Annotated in this window: 27 protein-coding genes; 15 read left to right on the forward strand and 12 right to left on the reverse strand. The window is 68.1% G+C overall.

What is annotated here, in order from left to right; translation table 11 throughout:
- Window positions 1-317: hypothetical protein (locus AC1Q6E_RS05495; RefSeq protein ID WP_492572355.1), on the forward strand; the 317-nt coding region annotated here is incomplete at its 5' end.
- A gap of 153 nt (window positions 318-470) precedes the next feature.
- On the opposite strand, the gene AC1Q6E_RS05500 is transcribed toward AC1Q6E_RS05495, so the two are convergent.
- Window positions 471-1,247 (reverse strand): enoyl-CoA hydratase, encoded by a 777-nt coding sequence (locus AC1Q6E_RS05500; protein WP_296558730.1) that lies wholly within the window; start codon window positions 1,245-1,247, stop codon window positions 471-473.
- A gap of 178 nt (window positions 1,248-1,425) precedes the next feature.
- Here AC1Q6E_RS05500 and AC1Q6E_RS05505 point away from each other — a divergent pair, with 178 nt between their 5' ends.
- Together AC1Q6E_RS05505 and AC1Q6E_RS05510 are read left to right on the forward strand one after the other, a co-directional pair.
- Window positions 1,426-2,076, forward strand: coding sequence for a nucleotidyltransferase family protein (locus AC1Q6E_RS05505; protein WP_152792346.1), 651 nt, complete (start codon window positions 1,426-1,428; stop codon window positions 2,074-2,076).
- A 189-nt stretch (window positions 2,077-2,265) separates the two neighbouring features.
- Entirely contained in the window at window positions 2,266-4,023 is a 1,758-nt protein-coding gene (locus tag AC1Q6E_RS05510) for a M61 family metallopeptidase (RefSeq protein ID WP_296558727.1), read from the forward strand.
- Window positions 4,024-4,038: 15 nt separating this feature from the next.
- Here AC1Q6E_RS05510 and AC1Q6E_RS05515 read toward each other — a convergent pair whose 3' ends face one another.
- The 6 genes from AC1Q6E_RS05515 to AC1Q6E_RS05540 form a co-directional block, all read right to left on the reverse strand.
- Entirely contained in the window at window positions 4,039-4,884 is an 846-nt protein-coding gene (locus AC1Q6E_RS05515; protein WP_152792348.1) for a uracil-DNA glycosylase, read from the reverse strand.
- The gene (gene trpC / locus AC1Q6E_RS05520; RefSeq protein ID WP_152792349.1) at window positions 4,881-5,669 is read right to left on the reverse strand and encodes an indole-3-glycerol phosphate synthase TrpC; all 789 of its coding nucleotides are present in this window, start codon (window positions 5,667-5,669) and stop codon (window positions 4,881-4,883) included. The genes AC1Q6E_RS05515 and trpC overlap by 4 nt, the downstream gene beginning before the upstream one ends.
- Window positions 5,670-5,702: 33 nt before the next feature.
- On the reverse strand, window positions 5,703-6,734 hold the full coding sequence (gene trpD / locus AC1Q6E_RS05525) for an anthranilate phosphoribosyltransferase (RefSeq protein WP_492572506.1): 1,032 nt from the start codon (window positions 6,732-6,734) through the stop codon (window positions 5,703-5,705).
- Window positions 6,735-6,766: 32 nt separating this feature from the next.
- Window positions 6,767-7,336, reverse strand: coding sequence for an aminodeoxychorismate/anthranilate synthase component II (locus AC1Q6E_RS05530; protein ID WP_152792350.1), 570 nt, complete (start codon window positions 7,334-7,336; stop codon window positions 6,767-6,769).
- A gap of 443 nt (window positions 7,337-7,779) precedes the next feature.
- Entirely contained in the window at window positions 7,780-8,616 is an 837-nt protein-coding gene (locus AC1Q6E_RS05535; RefSeq protein ID WP_152792351.1) for a pirin family protein, read from the reverse strand.
- A 23-nt stretch (window positions 8,617-8,639) separates the two neighbouring features.
- Complete coding sequence (locus AC1Q6E_RS05540; RefSeq protein ID WP_492572356.1) at window positions 8,640-9,875, reverse strand: hypothetical protein; 1,236 nt, start codon at window positions 9,873-9,875, stop codon at window positions 8,640-8,642.
- Window positions 9,876-10,062: 187 nt separating this feature from the next.
- Here AC1Q6E_RS05540 and AC1Q6E_RS05545 point away from each other — a divergent pair, with 187 nt between their 5' ends.
- The 6 genes from AC1Q6E_RS05545 to AC1Q6E_RS05570 all read left to right on the forward strand — a co-directional run bounded on the left by AC1Q6E_RS05545 (window position 10,063) and on the right by AC1Q6E_RS05570 (window position 15,840).
- Window positions 10,063-10,974 (forward strand): LysR family transcriptional regulator, encoded by a 912-nt coding sequence (locus AC1Q6E_RS05545; protein WP_492572357.1) that lies wholly within the window; start codon window positions 10,063-10,065, stop codon window positions 10,972-10,974.
- A 135-nt stretch (window positions 10,975-11,109) separates the two neighbouring features.
- Window positions 11,110-11,988, forward strand: a complete 879-nt coding sequence (locus AC1Q6E_RS05550; RefSeq protein ID WP_492572358.1) for a TauD/TfdA dioxygenase family protein — start codon at window positions 11,110-11,112, stop codon at window positions 11,986-11,988.
- Window positions 11,981-12,682 carry an RraA family protein gene (locus AC1Q6E_RS05555; protein WP_296558713.1) on the forward strand — a complete coding sequence of 234 codons (702 nt, stop codon included), beginning with the start codon at window positions 11,981-11,983 and terminating at the stop codon, window positions 12,680-12,682. Before AC1Q6E_RS05550 ends, AC1Q6E_RS05555 begins: the two co-directional genes overlap by 8 nt.
- Window positions 12,679-13,848: a M20 metallopeptidase family protein gene (locus tag AC1Q6E_RS05560; RefSeq protein ID WP_296558712.1), complete on the forward strand. Its 1,170-nt coding sequence runs from the start codon at window positions 12,679-12,681 to the stop codon at window positions 13,846-13,848. The genes AC1Q6E_RS05555 and AC1Q6E_RS05560 overlap by 4 nt, the downstream gene beginning before the upstream one ends.
- A 41-nt stretch (window positions 13,849-13,889) precedes the next feature.
- On the forward strand, window positions 13,890-14,843 hold the full coding sequence (locus tag AC1Q6E_RS05565; RefSeq protein ID WP_152792357.1) for a tripartite tricarboxylate transporter substrate binding protein: 954 nt from the start codon (window positions 13,890-13,892) through the stop codon (window positions 14,841-14,843).
- 55 nt (window positions 14,844-14,898) lie between these two features.
- Window positions 14,899-15,840 (forward strand): LysR family transcriptional regulator, encoded by a 942-nt coding sequence (locus tag AC1Q6E_RS05570; RefSeq protein WP_492572359.1) that lies wholly within the window; start codon window positions 14,899-14,901, stop codon window positions 15,838-15,840.
- Here the strand turns inward: AC1Q6E_RS05570 and AC1Q6E_RS05575 are convergent.
- Window positions 15,782-16,675, reverse strand: a complete 894-nt coding sequence (locus AC1Q6E_RS05575) for a LysR family transcriptional regulator (protein ID WP_152792359.1) — start codon at window positions 16,673-16,675, stop codon at window positions 15,782-15,784. The two genes, AC1Q6E_RS05570 and AC1Q6E_RS05575, sit on opposite strands and share 59 nt — an antisense overlap.
- Before the next feature lie 110 nt (window positions 16,676-16,785).
- Here AC1Q6E_RS05575 and AC1Q6E_RS05580 point away from each other — a divergent pair, with 110 nt between their 5' ends.
- From AC1Q6E_RS05580 to AC1Q6E_RS05600, 5 genes are read left to right on the forward strand one after another with little or no spacing between them, the layout of a single operon-like run.
- Entirely contained in the window at window positions 16,786-17,781 is a 996-nt protein-coding gene (locus AC1Q6E_RS05580; RefSeq protein WP_296558706.1) for a Bug family tripartite tricarboxylate transporter substrate binding protein, read from the forward strand.
- Window positions 17,782-17,813: 32 nt separating this feature from the next.
- Window positions 17,814-18,860: an Ldh family oxidoreductase gene (locus tag AC1Q6E_RS05585; protein WP_492572360.1), complete on the forward strand. Its 1,047-nt coding sequence runs from the start codon at window positions 17,814-17,816 to the stop codon at window positions 18,858-18,860.
- Between the two features lie 31 nt (window positions 18,861-18,891).
- Window positions 18,892-19,860: a Bug family tripartite tricarboxylate transporter substrate binding protein gene (locus AC1Q6E_RS05590; protein ID WP_492572361.1), complete on the forward strand. Its 969-nt coding sequence runs from the start codon at window positions 18,892-18,894 to the stop codon at window positions 19,858-19,860.
- Window positions 19,861-19,862: 2 nt separating this feature from the next.
- Window positions 19,863-20,642, forward strand: coding sequence for an MBL fold metallo-hydrolase (locus AC1Q6E_RS05595; RefSeq protein WP_152792363.1), 780 nt, complete (start codon window positions 19,863-19,865; stop codon window positions 20,640-20,642).
- Window positions 20,643-20,644: 2 nt separating this feature from the next.
- Complete coding sequence (locus AC1Q6E_RS05600) at window positions 20,645-21,379, forward strand: ABC transporter substrate-binding protein (protein WP_492572362.1); 735 nt, start codon at window positions 20,645-20,647, stop codon at window positions 21,377-21,379.
- Window positions 21,380-21,401: 22 nt separating this feature from the next.
- On the opposite strand, the gene AC1Q6E_RS05605 is transcribed toward AC1Q6E_RS05600, so the two are convergent.
- From AC1Q6E_RS05605 to rpe, 4 genes are all read right to left on the reverse strand, one after another.
- Entirely contained in the window at window positions 21,402-21,926 is a 525-nt protein-coding gene (locus AC1Q6E_RS05605; RefSeq protein ID WP_492572363.1) for a hypothetical protein, read from the reverse strand.
- A gap of 156 nt (window positions 21,927-22,082) precedes the next feature.
- The gene (locus tag AC1Q6E_RS05610) at window positions 22,083-23,603 is read right to left on the reverse strand and encodes an anthranilate synthase component I family protein (RefSeq protein WP_152792365.1); all 1,521 of its coding nucleotides are present in this window, start codon (window positions 23,601-23,603) and stop codon (window positions 22,083-22,085) included.
- Between the two features lie 266 nt (window positions 23,604-23,869).
- Window positions 23,870-24,580: a phosphoglycolate phosphatase gene (locus tag AC1Q6E_RS05615; RefSeq protein ID WP_296558698.1), complete on the reverse strand. Its 711-nt coding sequence runs from the start codon at window positions 24,578-24,580 to the stop codon at window positions 23,870-23,872.
- Window positions 24,581-24,608: 28 nt separating this feature from the next.
- Entirely contained in the window at window positions 24,609-25,325 is a 717-nt protein-coding gene (gene rpe / locus AC1Q6E_RS05620) for a ribulose-phosphate 3-epimerase (RefSeq protein ID WP_152792367.1), read from the reverse strand.
- A 119-nt stretch (window positions 25,326-25,444) separates the two neighbouring features.
- Between rpe and apaG the strand changes: the two genes are divergently transcribed.
- Window positions 25,445-25,819, forward strand: coding sequence for a Co2+/Mg2+ efflux protein ApaG (gene apaG, locus AC1Q6E_RS05625; RefSeq protein WP_152792368.1), 375 nt, complete (start codon window positions 25,445-25,447; stop codon window positions 25,817-25,819).
- Window positions 25,820-25,835 lie beyond the last annotated feature (16 nt).

A 25,835-nucleotide genomic window follows, 5' to 3' on the forward strand; every position in this document is an offset into this window, starting at 1 on the left:
CTTTCCTGCCGTTCGCTGCGCTGTCTTGCTTGGCGCTGCGTCATCAGCAGAGAAACGAGATTATGAAGAAGTTTTTTACGTCTGTCAAATCGTCGTTGGCTGCTGCTTACTACGCCACCCACTTCGATTCGTCAGACCCTTGCCGCGCTACCGCCCTGCCGCAAGGCCCCTTCTTTTGGTCGGCCTGTTCGCTGCGCCCGCTTATGCGTAACCGCTGCAAACCGCTTTCCTCACCCTTCGCTTCCCTCGCTGCGCTGCGCTTGTTGCCGCTGCGGTTGCGTTGTTTGCGTCGAGAAAGAGACTATAGCACGCATTGAAATCGCCATGCAAATCGATCCAGGCTTTCTTGTCAGTTTCATGACCGGAAACGGGCCTTTTCAAACCCCGATACAGCGCGCAAAGCGCGCTGTATCGCCATTTGGCGGGCGCAGAAAATTTTTTCCGCCCTGCCTGGCAGCCAGCCCGGGCGCCTACTTATGCTGGAACGACGGAGGCCGCTTGGCGACAAAGGCCTCCATGCCTTCCTTCTGATCGTGCGTTCCGAACAGCGAATGGAACAGGCGGCGCTCGAACTGCATGCCTTCGGCCAGCGGGGTCTCGTAGGCGCGATTCACGGCCTCCTTGGCCATCATGACCGATGGCAGCGACATCGCGGCAATGACAGTGGCCATGCCGATCGCTTCCTCCAGCAATTTGTCCGCGGGCACGACGCGCGACACCAGGCCCGCGCGCTCGGCTTCGGCCGCATCCATCGTCCGGCCGGTCAGGACCAGGTCCATGGCCTTGGCCTTGCCCACCGCGCGCGGCAGGCGCTGCGTGCCGCCGGCGCCGGGAATGATGCCCAGCTTGATCTCGGGCTGGCCGAAGCGCGCCGTCTCGGCCGCGACCAGGATGTCGCACATCATGGCCAGCTCGCAGCCGCCGCCCAGCGCATAGCCGGCCACGGCCGCGATCACGGGCTTGCGGATACGGCGCAGGGTCTCCCAATTGCGGGTGATGAAGTCCGAGGCGTAAGCCTCCATATAAGAGAGGTCTTTCATCGCGCCGATGTCGGCGCCCGCAGCAAAGGCCTTCTCGCTACCGGTGATGACCATGGCGCCGATATCGGGGTCGGCGTCGAAGGCCAGCAGCGCCGCCCCCAGCTCGTCCATCAGCGCATCGTTCAGCGCATTGAGCGCCTTGGGGCGATTCAGGGTCAGCAGGCCGACCCGGCCACGATTTTCGACCAAAACCAGAGCTTCGCTCACGACCACACTCCTTCCTATATATATGCGCAGGGATGCGGCCCCCGTGCGGGAGACCGTCCATGTACCGGACGCGCCGGTGCCGCCTCAAGCATACCCCGCCCCCCCATGAAGGCATGGCGGCTTGAGTTTCACCCCGCCATGGCGCACCATCTTTGGTTCCATATTTCAAGGAAAGGACATGGCTGGAGGAGCAAGCAGCGGCCGCGGCATCATCGGACTGCTGCTGGCCGCGGGCCGCGGATCGCGCTTTTCGGCGGACGGCAGCGCCAACAAGCTGCTGGCCAGCGTCGACGGCCGGCCGGTCTGCGCCGCGGCAGCCCGGTCCCTGCGCGAAGCGCTGCCGCGGGTGGCGGCCGCCGTCTCGCCCTCGGCCCCCCTGGTGGGCGAGGCGCTGCGGCAAGCCGGCTGCGAAATCATCGTGTGCGAACGGGCCGCCGAAGGCATGGGTGGCACGCTGGCGCAGGCCGTCTCGTGGCTGTCGTCCCGGGAGCATGCCGCCGGCAACGAGGCGCCCGCCTGGTGCATCATGCCCGCCGACATGCCGTGGGTGCATCCCGACACCGTGGCGGCACTGCGCGACGCCTGGCTCGCCTTGCCCGCGTCCCGGCGCGAACGCGCGGTACTCGCCCCCACCTATCGGCAGATGCGCGGCCACCCCGTCCTGCTGGGACCGGCCTGGGCCGCCGCGCTGTCGCAATTGCAGGGCGACGAGGGCGCGCGCGCCCTGATCTCCGGCCAGGTCACCCCCCTGGCCGTCGAGGACCCGGGCTGCGTACGCGACGTCGATACGCCCGACGACCTGACGCCGGGCCCTACGCGCCTGGGATGAGGTGCCGCCCTGCGCGCTTGCGCGCGCCCCCCGGGGGGCGGCGCTGGCTGACCGGCTCCGATACTCCCGTCCTGTCGAGTGCGGTGGCGCGTAGCGCCATGGATAACTAACATGAAGGAACCTATGCAACGAACCGCCGCTTCCAATCGCCCCGCGCCCCGCCGGCGCGCGTCCCAACCGGACACGCCCATGACCGAAGCCATCTCCTATCGCCTGGAACCCATCGATCCGGCCGGACACCGCTGCCGGGTCACGATGTCCATTCCCGATCCCGACCCGACCGGACAATGCGTCGGCCTGCCCGCCTGGATACCCGGCAGCTACATGATCCGGGACTTCGCGCGGCAGATCGAAAGCATCGAGGCGCGGGCCTGGGGCCGCAAGATCGAACTGACCAAGCTGGACAAGCAGACCTGGCAGGCCGCCCCCTGCCGCGGGCCCCTGCAGATCGTCTGCGAAATCTACGCCTGGGACCTGTCCGTGCGCGCCGCCCACCTGGACCAGAGCCACGGGTTCTTCAACGGCACCAGCGTCTTCCTGCGCGCGGCGGGCCACGAAGGCGCGCCCTGCCTGCTGGAGCTGGCGCCCCCGCGCGGCCTGGACTGGAAGGTCTACACCAGCCTGCCCGAGGCCGACGGGCATCCCCGGCGCGCGCCGCGCCACGGTTTCGGCATGTATCGCGCGCCGGACTACGACGCGCTGGTCGATCACCCCATCGAAATGGGTACCCCCCAGGTCGCCAGCTTCGAGGCCTGCGGGGCCCGGCACGAGCTGGTCTTCACCGGCGACATCCCCAACCTGGACCTCGAACGGCTGGTCTCGGACATCCGCAAGATCTGCGAGAAGCAGATCGCCTTCTTTGAACCCCGCACGCGCCGGGCGCCATTCCTGGACAGCTCGGACCGCTATGTATTCATGACCATGGTCACGGGGGACGGCTATGGCGGACTGGAACACCGGTCGTCCACCGCGCTGATGACCTCGCGCGCGGACCTGCCCGTGCGCGGCCGGCCGGAGCAGACCGATGGCTACCGCAACTTCCTGGGCCTGGTCAGCCACGAATACTTCCATACCTGGAACGTCAAGCGCATCAAGCCGGCGGCCTTCGCGCCCTACGACCTGGAACGCGAGAACCATACCCGGCTGCTGTGGCTGTTCGAGGGCTTCACCTCTTATTACGACGACCTGCTGGTGCTGCGGGCCGGGCTGATCACCGAACAGGACTACCTGCGCACGCTGGCCAAGACGGTGAGCTCGGTGCACGCGGCGCCCGGCCGCTTCAAGCAATCCGTGGCGGAAAGCTCGTTCGACGCCTGGACGCGCTACTACCGCCAGGACGAGAACTCGCCCAACGCCATCGTCAGCTATTACACCAAGGGCTCGCTGGTGGCGCTGGGGCTGGACCTGCTGCTGCGGCACGAAACCGGCCAGCGGCACGGCCTGGACGACGTGATGCGGCTGTTGTGGACACGCTATGGCCGCGACTTCTACCGGGGCGGCGCGCGCGGGGTCGAGGAAGACGCCATGCCCGACCTGATCCGGGAAGCCACCGGCGTGGACGCGCGGGACTTCCTGCGCCGCCACGCCTACGGCCGCGAGGACGTGCCCTTGGCGGAACTGCTCGCCCAGCACGGCTACGCCCTGACCTGGAAGGCCTCGTCGCCGCTCCCCTCGCTGGGCGTGAAAACCGCGCGGCAGGGAGAAGACCTGCGCCTGGCCACCGTGTACACGCACGGCCCGGCCCACCGGGCGGGGCTGTCCGCCCAGGACCTCCTGGCGGCCATCGACGGCCTGCGTATACAGAACGGCAACCTGGACAAGCTCCTGGCGCGCTACCGGCCTGGCGACCAGGTCGAAATCCATGCGTTCCGGCGCGACGAGTTGCGCCGGTTCACGCTGAAGCTCGACGCGGCGCCGGAAACGGAGTGCGTGATCGCGGCGGCCTGACCCGGCCGCCGGCGGTCACCAGGCAACGGGCTCCCGCCCCTGCCCGGCCAGCCAGCGGTTGGCCGTTTCGAAATGCCCGCAGCCCAGGAACGGAACCGGCGGGCGCCGGGCCGACAGGGGCGATGGGTGATTGGCCATCAGCACCAGGTGCTTGCCGCCGGACGGCAGCAGCGCCTGCTTGGCCTGGGCGTGCGCGCCCCACAACATGAAGACCTTGGGCGAGGGCTCGCGCGCGATCGCGGTGATGACCGCGTCGGTGAACGCTTCCCAGCCCTGCTTCGCATGCGAGGCGGGCGCGCCGTCCTCCACGGTCAGCGAGGTGTTGAGCAGCAGCACGCCCTGCCGGGCCCATCGTCCGAGATCGTTGCCGAATGCGGCGGGATTGCCGCCGAAGCTGGCCGCCACCTCGTTGAAGATGTTGCGCAGGCTGGGCGGACGCTTGAAGCCGTCGGGGACCGAGAACGCCAGGCCCTGTGCCTGGCCTGGCCCGTGATAGGGATCCTGCCCCAGGATCACGACCCGGGTGGACTCGGGCGTGGCCAGGTCCAGCGCGCGGAACGGCATGGCCGGATAGATCACCGCGCCCGACTCCCGGCGCAGGTCGACGAAACGCCGCAAGGCGTCGAACGACGGGCGGGCGAGCGCGTCGGCCAGCAATTCGCGCCAGCCGGCAGGCAGGCGATCAACGTGGTCCTGCAGCGGTTCGGCCAGGCGGTTGTCCGGCTCGGCCGCGAACAGATCGGCGGACTCGCCCCGGGCCGGGTCCCTGACGGCGCTCGCTGGACTACCCTCCTGTCGCTGCGCGACATCCTCCCCGGGGGAGGTCGCGCGCCCTTCGGGCGGCCGGGCGGGCGCGCTCATGCGAACAGCCGCGCCAGCTCGGCGCCGGGATCGGGGGCCCGCATGAAGGCCTCGCCAACCAGGAAGGCGTTGACGCCGTACTCGCGCATCTGGCGCACCTCGGACGGGCCCAGGATGCCGCTTTCCGTGACCACCCGCTTGCCGGCCGGGATCCGCGGCAGCAGGCCGATCGTCGTGTTCAAGGAAACCTCGAAGGTCCGCAGGTTGCGGTTGTTGATGCCGAGCAGGCTGGTACGCAATTCCAGGGCGGTGTCGAGCTCGGCCGCGTCGTGGACTTCCACCAGCACATCCATGCCAAGCTCCATGGCCAGCGCTTCCAGGTCCCGCAGTTGCGGAGCTTCCAGCGCGGCCACGATCAGCAGGATGCAATCGGCGCCCATCGCCCGCGCCTCGACCACTTGATAGGGATCGACGATGAAATCCTTGCGCAGCACCGGCAGCGCGCAGGCCGCGCGGGCACGCCGCAGGTAGTCCTGCGACCCCTGGAAGAACTGCACGTCGGTCAGCACGGACAGGCAGGCCGCGCCATGCGTGGCATACGAAGCCGCGATTTCGTCGGGCTGGAAGTTCTCGCGCAGCAGGCCCTTGGACGGCGAGGCCTTCTTGATCTCGGCGATGACGCCGGACCGGCCCGCCGCGACCTTGGACTCGATCGCCTGCGCGAAGCCGCGCACGTCCTGCCGGGCCTCGGCCTCGCGCCGCAGGTCGGACTCGCTGCGAAGCAGGCGCGCGGTGGCGACCTCTTCGGCCTTTACTTCCAGTATGCGTTGGAGAATGTCGCTCATGACTGACCCATGGATATCCTGTACGAAGACGGCCTACTGCGCCGCCTTCCTGGTGAAGGAGACGAATTCGTCCAGCCGCGCGCGCGCGGCGCCACTGGCGATCAGCTCGAAGGCCTTGCGTATGCCCTCGGCCACCGACGACACGGTGTTGCCGGCATACATCGCCAGGCCGCCGTTGAGCGCGACGATGTCGCGCGCGGGGCCCGGTACGTTGGACAGGGCTTCCAGCACGAGTTCACTGGATTCGTCGCGATTGGCGACTTTCAGGCTGCGGTTGGACACCATCTGGAGGCCGAAGTCCTCGGGATGGATCTCGTATTCGCTCACCTCGCCGTCGCGCAGCTCGCCCACCATCGTGGCCGCGCCCAGCGAGGCTTCGTCCATGCCGTCCTTGCCGTAGACCACCAGCACGTGCTTGGATCCCAGGCGCTGCAACACCCTGACCTGGATGCCGACCAGATCGGGATGGAAGACGCCCATGAGCTGGTTGGCGGCGCCGGCCGGATTGGTCAGGGGCCCCAGCAGGTTGAAAATGGTACGCACCGCCAGTTCCTTGCGGATAGGCGCGATGTTCTTCGTTGCCGCGTGGTGGATGGGCGCGAACATGAAACCGATGCCAATGGCTTCGATACATTCGGCCACGGCTTCCGACGGCAGCATGACGTTGGCGCCCAGCGCCTCCAGCACGTCGGCGCTGCCCGAGGACGAGGAAACCCCGCGATTGCCGTGCTTGGCGATCTTCGCGCCGCCGGCCGCCGCCACGAACATGGCCGCGGTGGAGATGTTGAAGGTGTGCGCGCCATCGCCGCCGGTGCCGGCCAGGTCGACCAGGCTGTCCGTATCGGCCACTTTCACGCCGTCGGCGAACTCGCGCATGACCTGCGCGGCGGCGGTGATCTCGCCGATGGTCTCTTTCTTGACGCGCAGGCCCATGATGAGCGCGGCCGCGGTCGCGGGCGACATTTCGCCGCGCATCAGCATGCGCATCAGCGACAGCATCTCGTCATGGAAGATCTCGCGGTGTTCGATACAACGCACCAGCGCTTCGGTAGGGGTAATGGACACCATGGACTCCTCGGGAAATCGTTGCCGCTGGTTCATGCGTTCAACTGCAGGAAATTGCGCAGCAAGGCATGGCCGTGCTCGCTCAGGACGGATTCGGGATGGAATTGCACCCCGTAGACCGGAAGGGTGCGATGCCGCACGCCCATGATCTCGCCATCGTCGGTCTGCGCCGTCACTTCCAGGCAATCGGGCAGGCCGGCGCGTTCGATGGCCAGCGAGTGATACCGGGTCACCGTGTACGGCGACGGCAAATCCCGGAACACGTCACTGCCCGTATGCGTGATGACCGACGTCTTGCCGTGCATGATCTGCCGCGCGCGGACGATTTTGCCACCAAATGCCGCCCCGATGGACTGGTGGCCCAGGCACACGCCCAGGATCGGCACCTTGCCGGCATAGGCCTGGATGAGCGGCACCGAGATACCGGCTTCGGCCGGCGAGCACGGCCCGGGCGAAACGCAGATGCGCTCGGGCCCCAGGGCCTCGATTTCGTCGAGCGTGATCTGGTCGTTGCGGAACACCCGCACGTCGGCGCCCAATTCGCCGAAATACTGGACCAGGTTGTAGGTGAAGGAATCGTAGTTGTCTAGCATCAGCAGCATGCTGCTCTCCCCGTGGAATCGAACAGGCCGGAGGCCGGGAACACATCGGCGATCGCGCCGTCCGGAAGCGGACGCCACCACGCGAGCGACGAGCCACGGTGCGCGTGTGCGGGGGTTCGGCTGGCAAGGGGGGGTACTGCTGGATACACGGACAATCTCCTGGATCGGGAGCCGCCGTGCCGGGGAAGCTGTATGAATTCGCGACCTGCCACCGGTTACGGCGGCAAGGTGCAGTTTTCGAACCGCAACAACGTGCCGCTTCCTAACGGAAGCGCCACCACTGAGCTGCTTGGTTCGAAACGATGCGGTTCATGTCTTGAAGTGAGTCGGGAGCCGCGACCATGTGCGCGTTTCTGCTCCGGCTGGGATTCTAGCGCGTCCGCGTTTTGCTTGTCGAACGGAAGAAATGGGGACGGATGGCGGAGCCATGATTTCCCCGTCCCTCAAAAGGGTACCCCGTCCAGCCGCCCCATCTTGCCGCTGGCGAAATCGCGCCTGGCCTGGGCCAGACGCTCGGGCGTGTCCATCACGAACGGCCCGCCGAAGAGGATCTGCCCCTGTACCGGCGGCCCGCCCAGCAGGACGACATCGGCCGGCCCCTGCGCCGTGGCCCGCAGCGCGACCGGGTCGCCAGGCGTCAGGACCGCCAGCGCGCCGGCGCCGAGGGTGTTTCCATCGCCCAGGTCCAGTTGGCCGTCCAGCACGACCAGGCCCAGTTCGTCTTCCCGCACCGGCAGCACGGTCCGCCCTCCCGATGGCAGCCGGACATGCGCGAGCAGCGTGGGCATGGTCGTGGCCATGGGGCCGGCATGGTCGCCGATGCGGCCCGCGATCACGCGCACGCGCGCCTCGCCCTGTTCGAATTCGGGGATACGGTCGCGCCGGAAGGAAGCGTAGGCGGGTTCGATCCATTTCTGTTCAGGCGGCAGGCTGGTCCAGAGTTGCAGGCCATGGCGGCCGCCGGCCGGCTGCTCGGCGTGGAGCATGCCCCGGCCGGCCCGTATCCATTGGGCATCGCCCGCGCCCAGGTGGTCGTGGAAACCTTCGCTGTCGCGATGCTCGACTTCCCCCTCCAGCAGGTAGCTGATCACCTCGATGCCCGCATGCGGGTGGGGCGAATCGCCGATGCCGCGCCGGCTGCGATGACGGTAGTGGTCGATGAAGACGAAAGGGCCCAGCGACAGCCGGCTCCGCTGCGGCAGCGCGCGCCACAGCAGCATGTCGCCGTCGTCGATGACGCGCTGCGCGGGCAGCACGGTGGCGATGAGACGTTCGGCCATGATGGAAATCCTCCTGTCGTCGTTCACGCACCGGCCGCGGCCAGGCCGTCGATGCGCAGCGCCCCGATGGCGCCGTGCACCTCGATGGGCGCGATATCCTTGCCGTGGACCACCACGCCGCCCGCGATCTCGATCTCGCGCGCCGAACCGCCGGGCTTGACGCTGAGCGCGATGGCCGACAGCGTCACCACCACGCCCTTGACCAGCGAGTCGCCCGTGCCGCCGAAGGTCTCGATGCCACGGCGCACCGACAGGCGGCCGATGGGTTGGCTGATCTGGATGCCGACGGCGCCGTCGGCATGCGTGACGAGCCGGTCGAACTCGGCCACGTTGACGGTGCCGTCGTAGACGTTGAATGCGCGCGCGCCCTGGCCGAACGTTTCGATCGGCGCATGCACGCGCAGTTCATTCACCACGCCGAAGTTGACGAAACCGATGCCGCTGGGGCCATACGAAGTCAGTTTCTCCCGCGCGTCCCAGCGGTCCACGGTGCCCCAGTTGTCGAGCACCATGTCGTTGACGCCGTAGGTCACGACCGGCCCGAGATTGCGAACCACGTCGACGAAGGCGTTGTAGACGGTGAATACGCCGCCGGTGATCTGGTCGGGGGTACCGGCGGGAATGCGGCCGTCGCTGTAGACCGCGCCAGTCTCCAGCAAAGGCACGATCAGGCGCCCTCCCCCGTGCGTCCCGCTGACGAAGATGCCGCTGCCCAGCACGGGCGCGGCGGGCCGGCCGGCCGACAACCCGGTCAGGCGCGCGCTCAGGACCACCGCGGGATCGTCCTGCATGTTCCACAGCGTGAAGGCGCCCTGGGTCACGTAGACGCCGTAGCCCTGCGGCCGGTCGGACCTCGCCCGCGCATCGGCCGCGGCGATGTCCAGCCCGTCGACCTCGACATGGCCCGCGCGGATCTTGTCCCGGACCAGGATCTGGACCTGCCCGACGATGGACAGCGCCGACAGGCGAATACGGCCGAGCCCCTCCACCCCGGTGTCGTTGAAGATGGCGCGCCGGTCCGGCGAGGCTTCGATGCGCAAATCCCGGATATCGTTGTCCGTGCTCAATTGCAGGCCATCGCTGCCCGCGGCGAAGGCCAGTGTCGCGCCGGCGGCTCCGCCGACCAGGGACTGCCCCGGCAGCAGCCGGATCGAAGGCAGCCCGGACAGCGTTCCGCCTATCGCGATGACCCGCCGGCCGGCATCGCGCACAGCGCCCTGAAGGGCCTCGGACGTGGTGACGAGTGCTTGCGATGCCATGGTGCTTCTCCTGCCAGGGATGGTTGAAGGCCGCGGTGGCCGGCCCGACAAGTCCTACTCTAGGCTTGGGGACGACGCTGATGAAGGGGGCGACGGGCATTTCATTTGTGCCTTGGCGGCATCAATTCATGGATCGCGCGAGCGAACACGCGCACAATGGGCATCCGGACGATGCAGGGCGAACGGCATGAACGAGGCGGCGACAAGCACCCTGGGCACGGTGGAAATGTTCTGCGCGGCGGCCCGGGCCGGCAGCTTCACCGCGGCCGCGGCCGTGCTGGGCACGACGCCGTCCGCGATCAGCAAGGCGGTGCGGCGCCTGGAGGACCGGCTGGGCGTCAAGCTATTCGCGCGAACCACCCGCGCGATCCGGCTGACGGACGACGGGCAGGCCTATTACCACACGTGCAGCCAGGCCCTGGAAAACATCCACGACATCGAGCGTTCGCTGACGGGGCACCGGCTGCCGCGTGGCGAGTTGCGCATCAGTTCCCCCGCCAGCTACGGCATCAAGCGGCTGATCCCGCTCGTGCCTCGCTACGTGGCGCGCCATCACGGCCAGGTGAAGGTGACCGTCTCGGTCAGCAACGCCGTGGCGGATTTCGTGATGGACGACGTCGACATGGCGATACGCATCGGCGAGGTCGCGGACTCCCGGCTGGTCGCGCGGCAATTGTGCGCGGCCAGCCCGTGCATCGTCGCCTCGCCCACCTATCTGCGCCGGCACGGCACCCCCGAGGTGCCGGGAGACCTCGCCAGCCACGCCTGCCTGGGGTTGATCATGCCCGACAGCGGGCGCGCCATGCCTTGGGCCTTCGCGCCATCGGCCGACGGCACGGCCACGCAGGTCCGGCTCCAGACCGTGATGAACGTCGATCATCCGCTCGGCGCGCTGGCGGCGGCGTTGAGCGATGCGGGCCTGGCGCAGTTGCTCGACTTCACGGTCGAGGACGACCTGCGCAGCGGCCGCCTGGTGGAAGTGCTGGCGCCGTGGCGGCCTCAAGCCCAGCCGGTTTCCGCCGTCTGGCCCGGCAACCGCCATGTGCCCGCGACGGTGCGCAGCTTCGTGGATTTCCTGGTCGACACGTCTCACCCCTGACCCCCCCCTATCAAATCCCCTTATTGCCCACCGCCTCGATTCGATTGGCGCAGAAGCCGCCCGCGTTCGCATAATCGCTCCACCTCGATGCCCCGGCGCGGCCGGATGCATCCGGGGCCAACCGGAGATGGGTCGATGCGATTCGCGGTAACAGAGATAGTCGAGAACTTCGTGGGCGAGATCGAGGGCTTTCCCTTCGACGCCATCGACCAGGAAATCGTCTCGCAGTTGAAAGCGGCGTGGTTCCGCTACCCCGTCCTGCGCTTTCGCGACGTCCTGATCGGCGACCGGGAACAGGTGGCCTTCAGCCGGGCGCTCGGTCCGGCGGTATTCCATCCGCGGCAGCTCCAGCAAGGCAAGAGCGCCGAATTCCCCGAGATCCTGGTCATCAGCAACAAGAAAAAGGCGGACGGTTCGCCGGCCGGCGACCTGGGCGACGGCGAAGTGCGCTGGCACACGGATACCTGGTTCGTCGAGCAGCCCCCGTCGGCCGCCATCCTGCGCGCGGTCGAACTGCCCGGCCAGGGCGGCAACACCTACTTCGCCAACATGTACGCCGCCTACGAGGGCCTGGACGCCGCCATGAAGACGCGTCTGGACGGCCTCGCCATCCATCACCAATCGGTCATCGACGGGCGTGGCGAGGTCCGGCTGGGCAAGGCGCCGCCGGCCTCCGGCGACTTCGCCTCCTGGCCCGGCGTCGATCATCCGCTGGTGCGCAGGCACCCCGGATCCGGCAGGCCATGCCTGTACCTGGGCGGCGATCGTCCGCACCAGTCCATCCCCGGCATGCCGCAAGACGAAGCGGCGCCGTTGCTGGCGGACCTGTGGGCGGCCGCCACCGATGCCCGCCATGTCTGGGCGCAGCAATGGCGGCCGGGCGACATGATGATGTGGGACAACCGCTGTCTGCTGCACAAGCGCGATGCCTTCGACCCGCGGTCCGTGCGGCGGCTGCACCGGACCACCGTCGAGGGCGAGCGGCCCGTCGCGGCGGAGCTGGCCCATGCCTGACTCCGCCAATCCCGGCGCCTTCCGCTTCGCCGCGATGCCTCCGCCCTTGCCGCCCGACCTGCTCGCGCTGGCGGACGGCCTGGAGCCCGCCGCGCTGGGCCACCTGCTGGACGAAGGCTTCACCGGACCGCGCCACCGCCATCTGGCAGGCCGCCGCGAAGCGTCGCTGGGCCTGGTCGTCACCTGCCGCAGCCACGGCGCCGACAACGCCATCGTGCACCACGCGATCTCGCGCCTGCGGCCCGGCGACTTCCTGGTCATCGCACGCGAGCCCGGCAGGCCCGAGGCCTGCCTGGGCGGCGGCCTCGCACTCGCCGCAGAACGGGCGGGCTGCGCCGGCATCCTGGTGGACGGACCGGTGACGGACGTGCAGGAACTGCGGCAACTGGCCCTCCCCGTCTGGGCCACCGGCCTGACCGCCCTGACCTGCAAGCGGCGCTATGAACAGGGCGAGTTCTGCGAACCCGTCGCCATCGGCGGCGTGGCCATCGTGCCCGGCATGTTCGCCCTGGGCGACGAAAACGGCGTGCTTTTCGTGGACGGAGCCGGCCTGCGCGCCTGCGCGCCCGAGGCGAAGGCAAGGCAGGCCGCGCAAGCGCAGCGCTATGCCCGCGTCCGCGCGGGCGAACGCCTGGCCGCGCTCAACGGCACGGACGAAGCGTTCGCGCGGATCCTGGCGCAGGCGGCGCGATGACGACATTCTCCCTGCTCCCCGGGCGATACGATGAACTGGTCAGGATCCGGCGGGATATCCACCGCCATCCCGAACTCGCGTTCGCGGAACATCGCACCGCGGCCATCGTCCGGCGCGACCTGGCCGCCCTCGGGCTCGCCCCCCTCTGCGGCGTGGCGGGCACCGGCGTCGTCGCGGTGCTGGACACCGGGCGCGCCGGACGCACGGTCGGTCTGCGCGTCGACCTGGACGCCCTGCCCATGACAGAAACGGCCGATGTGCCCTTCAAGTCCGAGGTGCCGGGCACGGCCCATACCTGCGGCCATGACGTGCACTGCGTCATCGGACTGGGCGCCGCCTCCCTGCTGTGCGAACGGCGGGACACACTGCGCGGCCGCTTCAAGTTCATTTTCCAACCGGCGGAAGAAACGCTGGAGGGCGCGCGGGCCATGATCGAGGCGGGCGTCCTGGACGCACCGGCCGTGGATGTGCTGCTGGGCTGCCACAACTCGCCGCAATTGGAGACAGGCCGGATCGGCTATCGGCATGGAGCGTCCATGGCTTCGTCCAGCGCCTTCGTCATCGACGTCCGAGGCACGGCGGGCCATGCCGCCCATCCCCGCTCGGGCGTGGATGCCTTGCAGGCCTTGCCGATGCTGCTGGCCGGACTCAACGCGATACGCGCCAAGGAAGTCGCGGCCGACCAGCCCCTCATTCTTTCCGTGGGCCGGATCCAGGGCGGGCGCGCGCGCAATGTCATTTGCGATTCGGTCACGCTGGAAGGCACCTGCCGGACGCTGGACGATGCCGTGCGCGACGAGGCCGAGGCCGCGCTGCGCAGACTGGCGCAGGGCACGGCCATGGCCACGCGGACGACGGTGGAAGTGCAATGGCGGACCCTGGCCCCCGCCCTGGTCAACGACCGGGAGACCCTGGACCGGGCCATCCGCGCGATCGGCTCGTGCCTGGGCGCCGGCGCGCTGGTCGAACTCGATGCGCCATCCATGGGCGGCGAGGACTTCGCCTGGTACACGCAGCGGGTGCCCGCGGCGCATCTGCGCATCGGCTCCCGTTGCGCCGGGCGCTCGACACAACTGCATCAAAGCGATTATTTCTGCGACGAACGAGCCATCGAGTCCGGGGCGGTGGCCCTGGCCGCGGCGGCGGCCGAGCTGGCCTCGTCCTGAGACGACACGGTTCGCACGCATCCCTTCCAAGGAAACACCATATGGAACGACGACGATTCCTGTTCACCGTGGCGGCGGCCGCCGCCATGCCCGCATGGGCCCAGAACCGGCCGGTCCGCCTGCTGGTTCCCTTCGCGCCCGGCGGCGCGACGGACGTCATCGCACGCGAGATCGCCGTGCTGATGGGCAAACACCTGGGCGCCACCATGGTAGTGGAGAACCGCGGCGGCGCGGGCGGGTCGATCGGCACATCGGAAGTGGCGCGCGCCGCGCCCGACGGCTACACCCTCGGACTTGCCACGCAATCCACCCATGCGGTCAATCCCGTCGTCTATCGCAAGGTGGGATACGACCCGCTTGCCGACTTCACCCTGCTGGGCGAAATCGCACAGGCCCCCGGCATCCTGCTGGTCAACGCCAAAGTTCCGGCCACGACGCTGGCGCAGTTCGTGCAGTACCTCCGCAGCCATCCCGATCAACTGACGTATTCATCTCCCGGCAACGGCACCATCGGCCACGTCTGGGGCGAACTGTTCAAGCACTCGACCGGGACGGCCATGCTGCACGTGCCGTACAAGGGCGCTTCGCAAGCCCTGGCCGACCTGGCCGCCGGGCAGGTCGACTCGACCTTCACCTCGGTCGCCTCGGCCATGCCCCATCTCAAGAACGGCCGCGTGCGCGCGCTGGCGGTAAGCTGGCCCAGGCGCCTGGACATGCTGCCCGAGGTGCCGACCTACGCCGAAGCGGGATGGCCGGAGAACAACCAGCCGACCTGGTACGGCCTGGTGGGGCCGGCCGGTCTTGCCGACGAAAGGCGCCGTGCGCTGCGGGCCGCCATGCAGGCAGCGCTGGCCGACCCGGGCCTGCAGGGAAAGTATCGCGGACAAGGCGTATTTCCCGGCCTGGGCACACCGGAGCAATTCGCGGCAACCATCCGGCGCGATATGGACAGCGTCGCGGCCATCCGCAGGACCGCCCATATTTCGGTGGACTAGCCGGCATTTCTGCCCGATCATCGTCTCCGGTTCCCACCTGCACAGACGATAGACCTTGGCATTGAAACTCAGGCAGATCGAGGCCTTTCGCGCGGTCATGCGGGAAGGCAGCATGGTGCGCGCCAGCACGGTGCTGGCCATCACCCAGCCGGCCGTCAGCTACCTGATCGGTTCGCTTGAAAGCGCCGTGGGTTTCGCGCTCTTCCGGCGCGAGAAAGGCAAGCTCGTTCCCACGCCCGAAGCCCACCAGCTCATCGACGAAGTCGACCGCCTGTACGAGGGCGTGGACGAGGTCGAGGCGGTAGCTCGCCTGATCGCCAACCACCAGCGCGCGGTGCTGCGCATCCTGCTGACCCCCGCGCTGTCCACCGGCGCATGCGTCCAGGCCATCGGCCGCTACGCGGCGCTGCACCCGGGCATCCGCCTGGACATCGACACCGCGCACCGGGCGACGATCCTGCGCCGCCTGCTATCGGGACACGCCGACCTGGCTGTGCTGTCGCTGCCGGTGGAAACGGACCGGATCGTGGCGACCAGCGTGTTCGAAAGCGATCTGGTCTGCGTCCTGCCCGCGCACCATGAACCGCCCCGGCCGGACACCATCGCCCCGGGCAACCTGGCCGGCTGCCCGCTGATCGGACTCAAACCCAGCGGCGTGATCCGGCCCATCGTCGACCGCTGGTTCTCGGCGGCGGGCGTCAAGCCGCGCTTCGACATCGAAGTACGCGATGCCTGGACCGCCATCGAGCTCGTGCGCGGCGGCGTGGGCGCCGCCATCGTCGGCCGCATCAGCGTCCCGCCTTTCGGCGGGGAACCGCTGCACGTGCTGCCGCTGGCGCCAGCCGAACGAATCGAGATCGGCATCGTGTCGCCGGCCTCGCTTCCCGTCCACCGCACGGTCGGCGCCCTGGCGGATTTCCTGCGTGCGCAGATACAGCTCAAACCGTGCGCCGGGTCTTCATCAACATGTCGTAAAGCAGCTGCGCCACCGGGCTGAGCTGCCTGCCGCGCCGGTGGATCAGGCCGATGTCCCGGCTGACGGCCGGCTCCAGCAAGGGCTTGCTGACCAGGGCCGCATGCCGTCCCTTGGGCATGGCCAATTGCGGCACGACGCCTATGCCCACCCCCGCTTCCACCAGGCTGACCAGCGCGGGCACGTGCTGGACCTCGCAGAACCATCGCGGCTGCTGCGCGCTGTGGGCCAGCGCCTGGTCCATCAGGAAGCGGTTGCCGCTGCCCTGGGCCAGCCGGATGAAATGGTGGTCGGCCAGTTGCGCCCAGGTCAGCGTGCGCCGCGCGGCCAGGGGGTGGTCGCGCCGAAGCGCCACCACGAAGGGTTCGTTCAGCAGGGGCTGGTAAGTGATCTCGGCGTCCTGCGTGCCGATGTAGGTCAGGCCGAAATCGGCATCGCCGCGCGCCACCGCGGTCAGGACTTCGGACGATGACTCATCGATGATGCGGATGCGGATGCGCGGGTATTGCTGGTGGTACTGGCGGATGACCTCGGGCAGGAAATAGGCCACCGCCGACGGCACGCAGGCGATGGTCACCTCGCCCGACAGTTTCTCGGCCACGTCCTGGATCCCGATCAGGGCGCTCTCGAGCTCGTTGAGGACGTTCCTTGCACGCGGCACGAAGCCGCGTCCTATGGTCGTCAGCTGGACCTTGCGCGTGGTCCGCTCGAACAGCTTGACGCCCAGCGCATCCTCCAGCTTGTCCACCCGCCGGGACAGCGCGGACTGCGACACGTGCAGGAACTCGGAGGCGGCCCGGAAGCTTCCCAGGTCCGCCACGGCAAGAAAGGCGCGCAGATCGGCCAGATCGAATTTCATGCGTTTTTGTCAACAATCCATCCAATTTTTGCACTTTACTCCTTTTTGGCCGTCGCCCAAGATGCGCTCCATAGCCCTGTCTTCACGGCAGGCCAGATACGGAGACAGACTTGCCACATTCGATATCCCGCCGCGCCGGCTTGCGGCTGCTCACCGGCTGCGCGCTGCTGGCCACCGCATCGCTTTGCCCGGCGCAGGCCGACAGCTGGACGCCGGCCAAGCCCATCCGCCTGCTGGTGCCCTACGGCCCCGGCGGCAGCTCGGACGTGATCGCCCGCGCCATCGCCACCGAAATGGCCAAGGGCCTGGGCAAGGCCGTGGTGGTGGAAAACAAGGGCGGCGGCCAGGGCACGATCGCCACCAACGAAGTGGCCCGGGCCCGACCCGACGGCTACACCATCGTGCTCGGCCACGTGGGCACGCTGGCGGTCAACCCGGCCATGATGAAAGACCTGCCCTACCGGGTCGACAAGGACTTCGCCCCCATCACGCTGCTGGCGCGCCTGCCCATGGTGTTCGCCGTGTCCGACCGGGTGGACGCCGCCGACCTTCCCGCCTTCATCCGGCTGGCCCGCGCCCAGCCTGGCAAGTTCAACTACGGTTCGGCCGGCAACGGCAGCGCCGGGCACCTCGCCTTCGAAATGCTCAAGTCCACGACGAAGACGGCCATCACGCATGTCCCCTACAAGGGCACCGGGGCCCAGGTCGCCGACCTGATCGCCGGCCACATCGACGCCGCGGCCGCCGGCACGCCCGGCCTCCTGCCGCCGTTCCAGGCCGGCCGGATCCGCATTCTTGCCGTGGGCGCCTCGAAGCGGCTGGCGGTATTGCCGGAGGTCCCCACCGTGGCGGAACTCGGCTACCCGGGCTTCGAAAGCTCCCAGTGGTTCGGCCTGCTGGCGCCCGCCGGCACGCCCCGGCCCGTGGTGCAGCGCCTGCACGAGGAAGCGCTGAAGGCCCTGCGCTCGCCCTCGGTCCAGCAGCGCCTGCAGCACGATTCCAGCGAATCGCTGGGCCAGGGGCCCGCCGAATTCTCGGCCTTCATCCACAGCGAACAGGCCCGCTGGGGCGACGTGGTCCGCGCCGCCGGCATCTCGGCCGATTGACTTCCCCCCCTTTCCCCAAGCAGGAACGCCTCATGCCCTCCACCGTTGCCCCACCCACGAAATACTCCGAAGCAGAACTGACCCGCCTGGGCATCCTCGCGTTCCGCGCGCTCGGCCTGCCCGAGCAGGACGCCGAGGACGTCACCCGCGTGCTGGTACTGGCCGACATGTTCGGCCTGTCGACCCACGGCCTGAGCCGTCTCGAATCGTATGGCGACCGCCTGAAGGTCGGCGGCATCGCCGCGCGCGCCCAGGTAACGGTGAACACGGTGGCACCCGCGCTGCGCCTGGTCGATGGCGGCAACGGCGTGGGCCCGCTGGTCGGCATGCATGCCCTGCGCGCCGCCATGGAGGCCGCGACGGAGTGCGGCGTAGGCGTCGCGTTCGCCCGCGCCAGCAACCATTTCGGCCCGGTGTCGCCCTACTCGCTGATCGCCGCCCAGAGCGGATTCGCCAGCATCATCGGCAGCAACGCCACCACCACCATCGCGCCGTGGGGCGGCAACGACGCCCGGCTGGGCAACAGCCCGATCGGATTCGGCGTCCCCAACCCCGGCGGCGATCCCTTCCTGCTCGACATGGCGATGAGCGTCGTGGCGCGCGCCAAGATCCGCCGGGCCCTCAAGCAGGGCCAATCCATCCCCGACACCTGGGCGACCGACCGGTCCGGCCGCGCCACCACCGACCCGGCCGCCGCGCTGGACGGATTCCTGCTTCCCATCGGCGGGCACAAGGGCTATGGCCTGGCCCTGATGGTGGACCTGTTCGCCGGCCTGTTGTCGAACGCCGCCTACCTGACCCACGTCAAGTCCTGGGTCGAAGCGCCCGACCAGCCGCAGAACCTGGGGCACTTCTTCATCCTGATCGACACGCGCCGGCTCGGCTCGACCGCGTGGCTGGCCGAGCGGATGAACGACTTCGCCGCGATCCTGCACGGCAGCGCGCCCGTCGACCCCGGGCAACCCGTCATCGTTCCCGGCGAAATCGAACTGGGCCGGCTGGCGCGCAGCCGCGCGGACGGGGTCGAACTGGATGCCGACACCGCCGCCCTGCTGGCCGCCTACGCCGCGCCCCGCTAAGCCGGACGACGACAAGATCGAGGAGGAAGACATGAAGACATTGGCAACGCTGGCGATGCTCGCCCTGGCACTGCCCGGGTACGCGCACGCCGCGGACAAGTACCCGTCCAAACCCGTGCGGGTCATCGTGCCCTACGTCGCCGGCGGCGCCGCCGACATCACCACGCGGGTGATCGCCCAGAAGCTCTCGGACCGCCTGGGCGCGAGCTTCATCGTCGAGAACAAGCCAGGCGCCAACGGCATGATAGGCACGGACTTCGTCGCCAAGGCGAAGCCGGACGGCTATACCCTGCTGGCCGACGCCAGCGGGCCGCTGGTCGTGAATCCGTCCTTGTACGAGAAGGTGCCGTACGACCCGGTAAAGGATCTCGTGCCCGTCAGCCAGTTGACCAGCTACCAGTACGCCCTGGTCGTGCCCGCAGCCTCGCCGCTGCGCAGCCTGGACGATCTGGTCCGGACGGCGCGGAAGCAGCCGGGCAAGCTCAGCTACGGCTCGGCCGGCATCGGTGCGGGCGGCCACCTTGCCGGCGAGCTGCTGGCGCTGATGAGCAAGAGCGACCTCACGCACGTTCCCTACAAGGGCAATGCCCAGGCGCTGGCCGACATCCTGGGCGGACAGTTGTCCTTCACCTTCGACACCATCGTGACGGCGGTACCCCACATCCGCAGCGGCAAGCTGCGCGCGTTCGCGGTGTCCGGCCCGGCCCGCTCGCCCGCGCTGCCCGACGTCCCCACCATGGAAGAGCTCGGCTACAAGGGCTTCCACATCACGCAGTTCCAGGGCATTCTTGCTCCTGCCGGCACCGATGCGGCCATCGTGAAGACGCTCAACGACGCGGTGCGCGCCGCCATGCGGGAGCCCGATGTCGTCAAGCGCCTCGCCGACGAAGGCGGCTACGAGATCGTCGCCGGCTCCCCGGCGGATTTCGCCGGACTCATCACTACCGAACTCGACATGTACCGGCGTCTGATCCAGGACGCGAACATCAGGATGCAATGAACATGACCACGGTCGATGTCCTCGTCCAGGGCTATCCCGGACGCGCCACCCATCACGGCGGACTGGGTTGGAGCACGGTGACGCTGGTGCGCACCGGCGGCCGCAACATCCTGGTCGACGTAGGCGCCTTCGGGGCCCGCAAACCCATCCTGAAGGCTCTCACCCACTGCGGCGTGCAGCCGGCCGACGTCACCGACGTGGTCCTGACCCATGCCCACTACGACCATGCGGTCAACTTCACGCTGTTTCCATGGGCCACGGTCTGGATCGGCGACGAGGAACTGAGCTGGGCCGCCGCGCAGCCGCCGGGCTTCAACCCCATTCCCGAACTCTACGTGCGCGAACTGTGCGCCTCGCCGCGCGTGCGGCGGGTACGCGACGGCGAGACCTTCCTGCCCGGACTGCAGGCCATCGCGGCGCCCGGCCATACGCCCGGCCATCTCCTGTTCTACCTGACCGACGCGCAAGAGCCCGTGCTGTTTACCGGCGACGCCGCCAAGAACCGCGCCGAACTGCTCAGCATGAGCGTGGCCGATACCGACGACGCGCGGGCCAGCGCCCGCAGCCTGGAAAAGATCTGGCAGCTCTGGAAGCGGCGGCCCGGCACCCTGCTGGTCCCGGGCCACGACCTGAGCATGCGCCTGGACGCCGAAGGCCGCCCCGTCTATGTGGGCGAACGCGCCGCGGAAATCGGCGCCTGGTTCAGCGAAACGCTGCAACAGACGAAGATCGATCTCTGCTGCGCGCCCCGACTCGATTTTTCCCAACTCTCGAACGATTGACCATGCACATCTCCCCTGAAATACGCGCCGCCTTCGCCCCCACCGGGGTGTTGCGGGCCTCCATCAATATCGGCAACCCCATCCTGGCTTCGCTGGACCCCGGCAGCGATGCCCCGCGCGGCGTGTCCGTCGACCTGGCCCGGCAACTGGCACGCGCGCTGGACCTGCCCATCGAGCTGAAGGTGTTCAAGAGCGCCGGCGAATCGGTGCGCGCGGTCACCGACGAAGCGGCCGACGTCGGCTTCTTCGCCATCGACCCCGAGCGCGGCCAGGGCATAGGCTTCACCGCGCCCTACGTGATCATCGAGGGATGCTACCTGGTGCCCCAGGACTCGCCGCTGCGCAGCAACGACGACGTCGACGCCCCGGGCACCACCGTCGTGGTCGGCCGCGGCAGCGCCTACGACCTGTTCCTGACCCGCGCGCTCCAGCACGCGACGCTGCTGCGCGCCCCCACGTCGCCGTCGGTGGTCGATGTGTTCGTGAAGGAAGGCGCCGACGTCGCCGCCGGCGTGCGCCAGCAACTGGAGGCCGACATGGCGGCCCGCGGCGGGCTTCGCCTCTTGCCCGGCCGCTTTATGGAGATACGCCAGGCCATGGGTCTGCCCAAGAGCAGGAGCGACGAGGCCGCCCAGGTGCTGCGGGCCTACGTGGAAGAAGCCAAGGCCTCCGGCTTCGTGGCCGAGGCCCTGGAACGCCACCGGATCGAGGGCGTCTCGGTGGCGCCGGCGGGTTGACTCGAATGCGCAGCCAGGCAGGTCAACGCGGAACGGGTATCGCCAAATGCAGCGTCTGATTGCAGGTATACCCCGTCATCGTCCGACTCACCAATTGCGCAACCTTGGCGTCCGGTGTTATCTGCGGGTAGGACGCCTTCAAGTACGTCTGAGCCTGCTCAAGCTTCTCCGAACGAGAGAACATCAACTTCTTCTCTGAGATGAGGTACTGAAAGTCTCCGAGATAGAGGACCTCGCCCGGTTTCGCCTCGAAGGTAATGACGTCCTGGCCGTTGCAAGGCCTGAACGCCGGTCCGATAAGGCCGTCACCAAGCACCTGAACAATGGCATGTGCCTCGCTCGGCTGATTTGCCGACACACGAGCCACGATGTAGCCGTTTTCGGGCCGGACATTGAACTCTCCGACACGCCAATCCGAATTCTGAAAAGTCGTCAGCGTAACAACGCCCGGCTTGACCGCAATCCGATAGGCTGGACTGACGCCCATGATTACAACGGCTTCGGGCGAATTCGCTCCAAAGACTGTGCTTCTTTCGATGTTCTGCATTGACATGCAGCCGGTAAGCACCAAAGCGGTGATACAGGGGCTCAGGACTCTTGAAACAAAGCGAAGATGCATGGGCGTACCGTTGGCGGGTTGGGACAGGGCAGGTGCGGCCCCTGCCACTGGTGATTTTGTATCCAAGTACGACGAGAGATGCTATCAGACCGGGTCATCCAACCCCAACTGCACCTGCTCCGCCGCCCGCAGCACCGCCCGCGCCTTGGCCTCCGTTTCCGCCCACTCCTTCTCGGGCTCGGAATCGGCTACCACGCCGGCGGCCGCCTGCGCGTACAGCATGCCGTTCTTGATCACGCCGGTGCGGATGGCGATGGCCAGGTCCATCTCGCCGCCGTAGCTCAGGTAACCCGCCGCCCCGCCGTACACGCAGCGCCGCACAGGCTCCAGTTCATCGATCAGTTCCAGCGCCCGCACCTTGGGCGCGCCAGACAGCGTGCCCGCCGGGAAGGTCGCGCGCAGCACGTCCATGGAGCTCATGCCCCGGCGCAGCAAGCCGGTGACGTTGGACACCAGGTGCATGACGTGCGAGTAGCGTTCGATCGCCAACTGGTCGGTCACCTGCACCGAGCCGATGTCGGCGATGCGGCCGACGTCGTTGCGGGCCAGGTCGATCAGCATGACGTGTTCGGCGATTTCCTTGGGGTCGGCGCGCAGTTCTTCGGCCAGCGCCAGGTCTTCCTCGGGCGTGCCGCCGCGCGGGCGGGTGCCGGCCAGCGGCCGGATCGTGACGCGGCTGCGGGCCTCGCCCTGTTCCTGCACCGCTTCCTGCCGCACCAGGATCTCGGGCGACGATCCCACGACGTGGAAGTCGCCGAAATTCCAGAAATACATGTAGGGCGAAGGATTGAGCGAACGCAGCGCCCGGTACAGCGACAGCGGCGAATCGCGGAAGGGCTTGGCGATGACCTGGCCCACCTGGACCTGCATCAGGTCGCCGGCGGCGATGTATTCCTTGGCCTTGAGCACGGCCGCCAGGTAGTCCGGCTTCTGGAAATCGCGGCGCGTCTCGGTGACCATGCTGGCCTGGCTGTACGGGATCTCGGCCGGGCGGCGCAACTGGGTGCGCAGGTCCAGCAGACGGGTGCGGGCGCGGGCGTAGGCCTCGCGCTGGCCGGGATCGGCGTAGACCATCAGGTAGAGCCGCCCGCTCAGGTTGTCGATGATGGCCAGTTCGTCGATCAGCAGCAGCAACAGGTCGGGGACCGGATCGCCCATGCCGGCGGGATCGGGCTTGGTGCAAGGCCCCAGCCTCGGCTCGATGTGGCGGACCATGTCGTGGCCGAAATAACCGGCCAGGCCGCCCACGAAACGGGGCATCCCGGGGCGCAGCGCCACCTTGAAGCGCTTCTGGTAGTCGGCGATGAAGGCGAGCGGATCGCCTTCGTGGCGCTCGACCACCTGGTCGTCGGTCACCACTTCGACATTGCGGCCGCGCGCCCGGATGAAGGTGCGCGCGGGCAGGCCGATGAAGGAATAGCGCCCGAAGCGCTCGCCGCCCACCACGGACTCCAGCAGGCAGCTCATGGCGCCGCGCCGGGGTCCGCTCTGGGCGAGTTTCAGGTAGAGCCCGAGCGGGGTATCCAGGTCGGCATAGGTTTCGGATACCAGCGGGATGCGGTTGTATCCCTGGGAGGCCAGGGCCTGGAATTCGACTTCGGTCATGTTTGCCTCGTATCGCGGGGAATGTTGCGGTTCCGCCGGAGACCTTGTCCGGAACCCACGAGCAGACATGCCCCGACGGTCCGGCAAGGACTCGGGCGGGGAGATTCGTACGGGATTTTGCCAAAGGCCGGTCAGCGCGCTGACATACGGCCGGAGAGAATCACCACCACCCGGCAGACGAACGCCACCAGCGCCACCAGGCGCAGGTTTGGACGGACGACCGAGTCATGGCAACCATATGTGCGGGAAAGAACCCTGGGAAGAAACTAGAGCGATGCCGGCGGAACCACCGTGGTCCGGGACAGGACCTGCGACTGGGAAATCCACTGCGCCGCCTCGACAAGCGTGGAAACTATACCATCGGACTCGATGGCATGCACATCGCGCCCCTCGTTGTAGCCATACGGCACGAGCAGCACGCGGCACCCGGCGGCCTTGGCCGCGGAGGCGTCGTTCATGGAGTCGCCCACCACCACGGCCTCGGCCGGGGTGACGCCCAGCAGTTCGCAGGCATGCAGCACGGGATCGGGATCGGGCTTCTTGCGGGCGACGCTGTCGCCGCTGACCACGGCGTCGAAATAGGCGCGCAGCCCGATCCGCTCCAGCAGCGGCGCGGTGAACTCGGCCGGTTTGTTGGTCACGACCGCGATGCGCAGCCCCTGCGCCCGCATGGCTTGCAGGCCTTCGATCACGCCGTCGAAGATGCGCGCCGTTTCGCCGTTGACCTCCTGGTAGGCATCGCGGAAAACATCCAGCGCCGCCGGGAAGCGCTCCTGCTCTGCGGTGCCGTCCAGGCTGCCCGACAGCGCGCGGTGCACCAGGTTCTCCATCCCCTTGCCGACGAAGGTGGCGATCACGTCCTCGCGCAGCGGCACCAGCCCGAACTCGACCCGCATGATGTTCGCGGCGCGCGCCAGGTCGGGCACGGAATCCACCAGGGTCCCGTCGAGATCGATCAGTACGGCGCGAAAACTCATGCTGGCTCCTTGCTTTCCGGGTTCGGGCTCAGGCGTAGGACGCATCGCCCTTGGCGATCTGCGCACGCATGTCCTTGATGACCGCCGCGTAGTCGGGCTTGCCGAAGATCGCCGACCCCGCGACGAAGGTATCGGCGCCCGCCGCGCGGATGGCGGCGATGTTGTCGGCCTTCACCCCGCCGTCGACCTCCAGCGCGATGGCGCGGCCGGTTTCCGCCTGCCAGCGGTCCAGCCGGCCGCGCGCCTGGCGCAGCTTGTCCAGCGTGGAGGGCAGGAAGCTCTGGCCTCCGAAGCCGGGGTTGACCGACATCAGCAATACGATGTCGAGCTTGTCCATCACGTGATCCATCCAGTCCAGGGGCGTGGCGGGGTTGAACACCAGCCCGGCCTGACAGCCGTGGTCGCGGATCAGCGCCAGGGTGCGGTCGACGTGGCGCGAGGCTTCGGGATGGAAGGTGATGACATCGGCGCCGGCCTTGGCGAACATGGGGATCAATGCATCCACCGGTTCCACCATCAGGTGCACGTCGATGGGCACCTGCACGTGGGGGCGGATGGCCTCGCAGACCATGGGGCCGATGGTCAGGTTAGGCACGTAATGGTTGTCCATCACGTCGAAATGTATCCAATCCGCACCGGCAGCCACGACATTGCGCACCTCTTCCCCCAAGCGGGCGAAATCGGCGGATAGAATGCTGGGGGCGATACGCGTGGACGCGGGCCCGGAAATGGTGAAGGCTGGCATAAGATATTCCGTTTACAGGAGCAGGCCGCTGGGCATGCCTGCGGACGCCGCGCCCGCTGATGCCGGCCCGGCCGGATGCCTCCCATTGTAGAAGCTTGTCAGATCCCTATGGCGCACGCATGAAATCTCATGAACTGACGGTTACCGTACAGCCCCGCTACCTGGCCGAACAATCCGACCCGGGCAAGCGGCAGTACGTCTTCGCGTACACCATCCGCATCACCAACAGCGGATCCGAACCCGCCCAGTTGATCAGCCGCCACTGGATCATCACCGACGGCAATCAGCAGGAACAGGAAGTCCGGGGCCTGGGGGTCGTGGGCCAGCAGCCCCTGCTGCAGCCCGGCGAAAGCTTCGAATACACCAGCGGCTGCCCGCTTTCCACGCCGGTGGGCACCATGCGCGGCACCTACCACTGCGTGGGTGAGAACGGCATGCCCTTCGAGGTCGACATCCCCGAATTCGTCCTCGCCATGCCCCGGACGCTGCACTGATGGGTGAGGTCCCCCC

Source organism: Pigmentiphaga sp. MLSB6-MA01 (assembly GCF_058793475.1).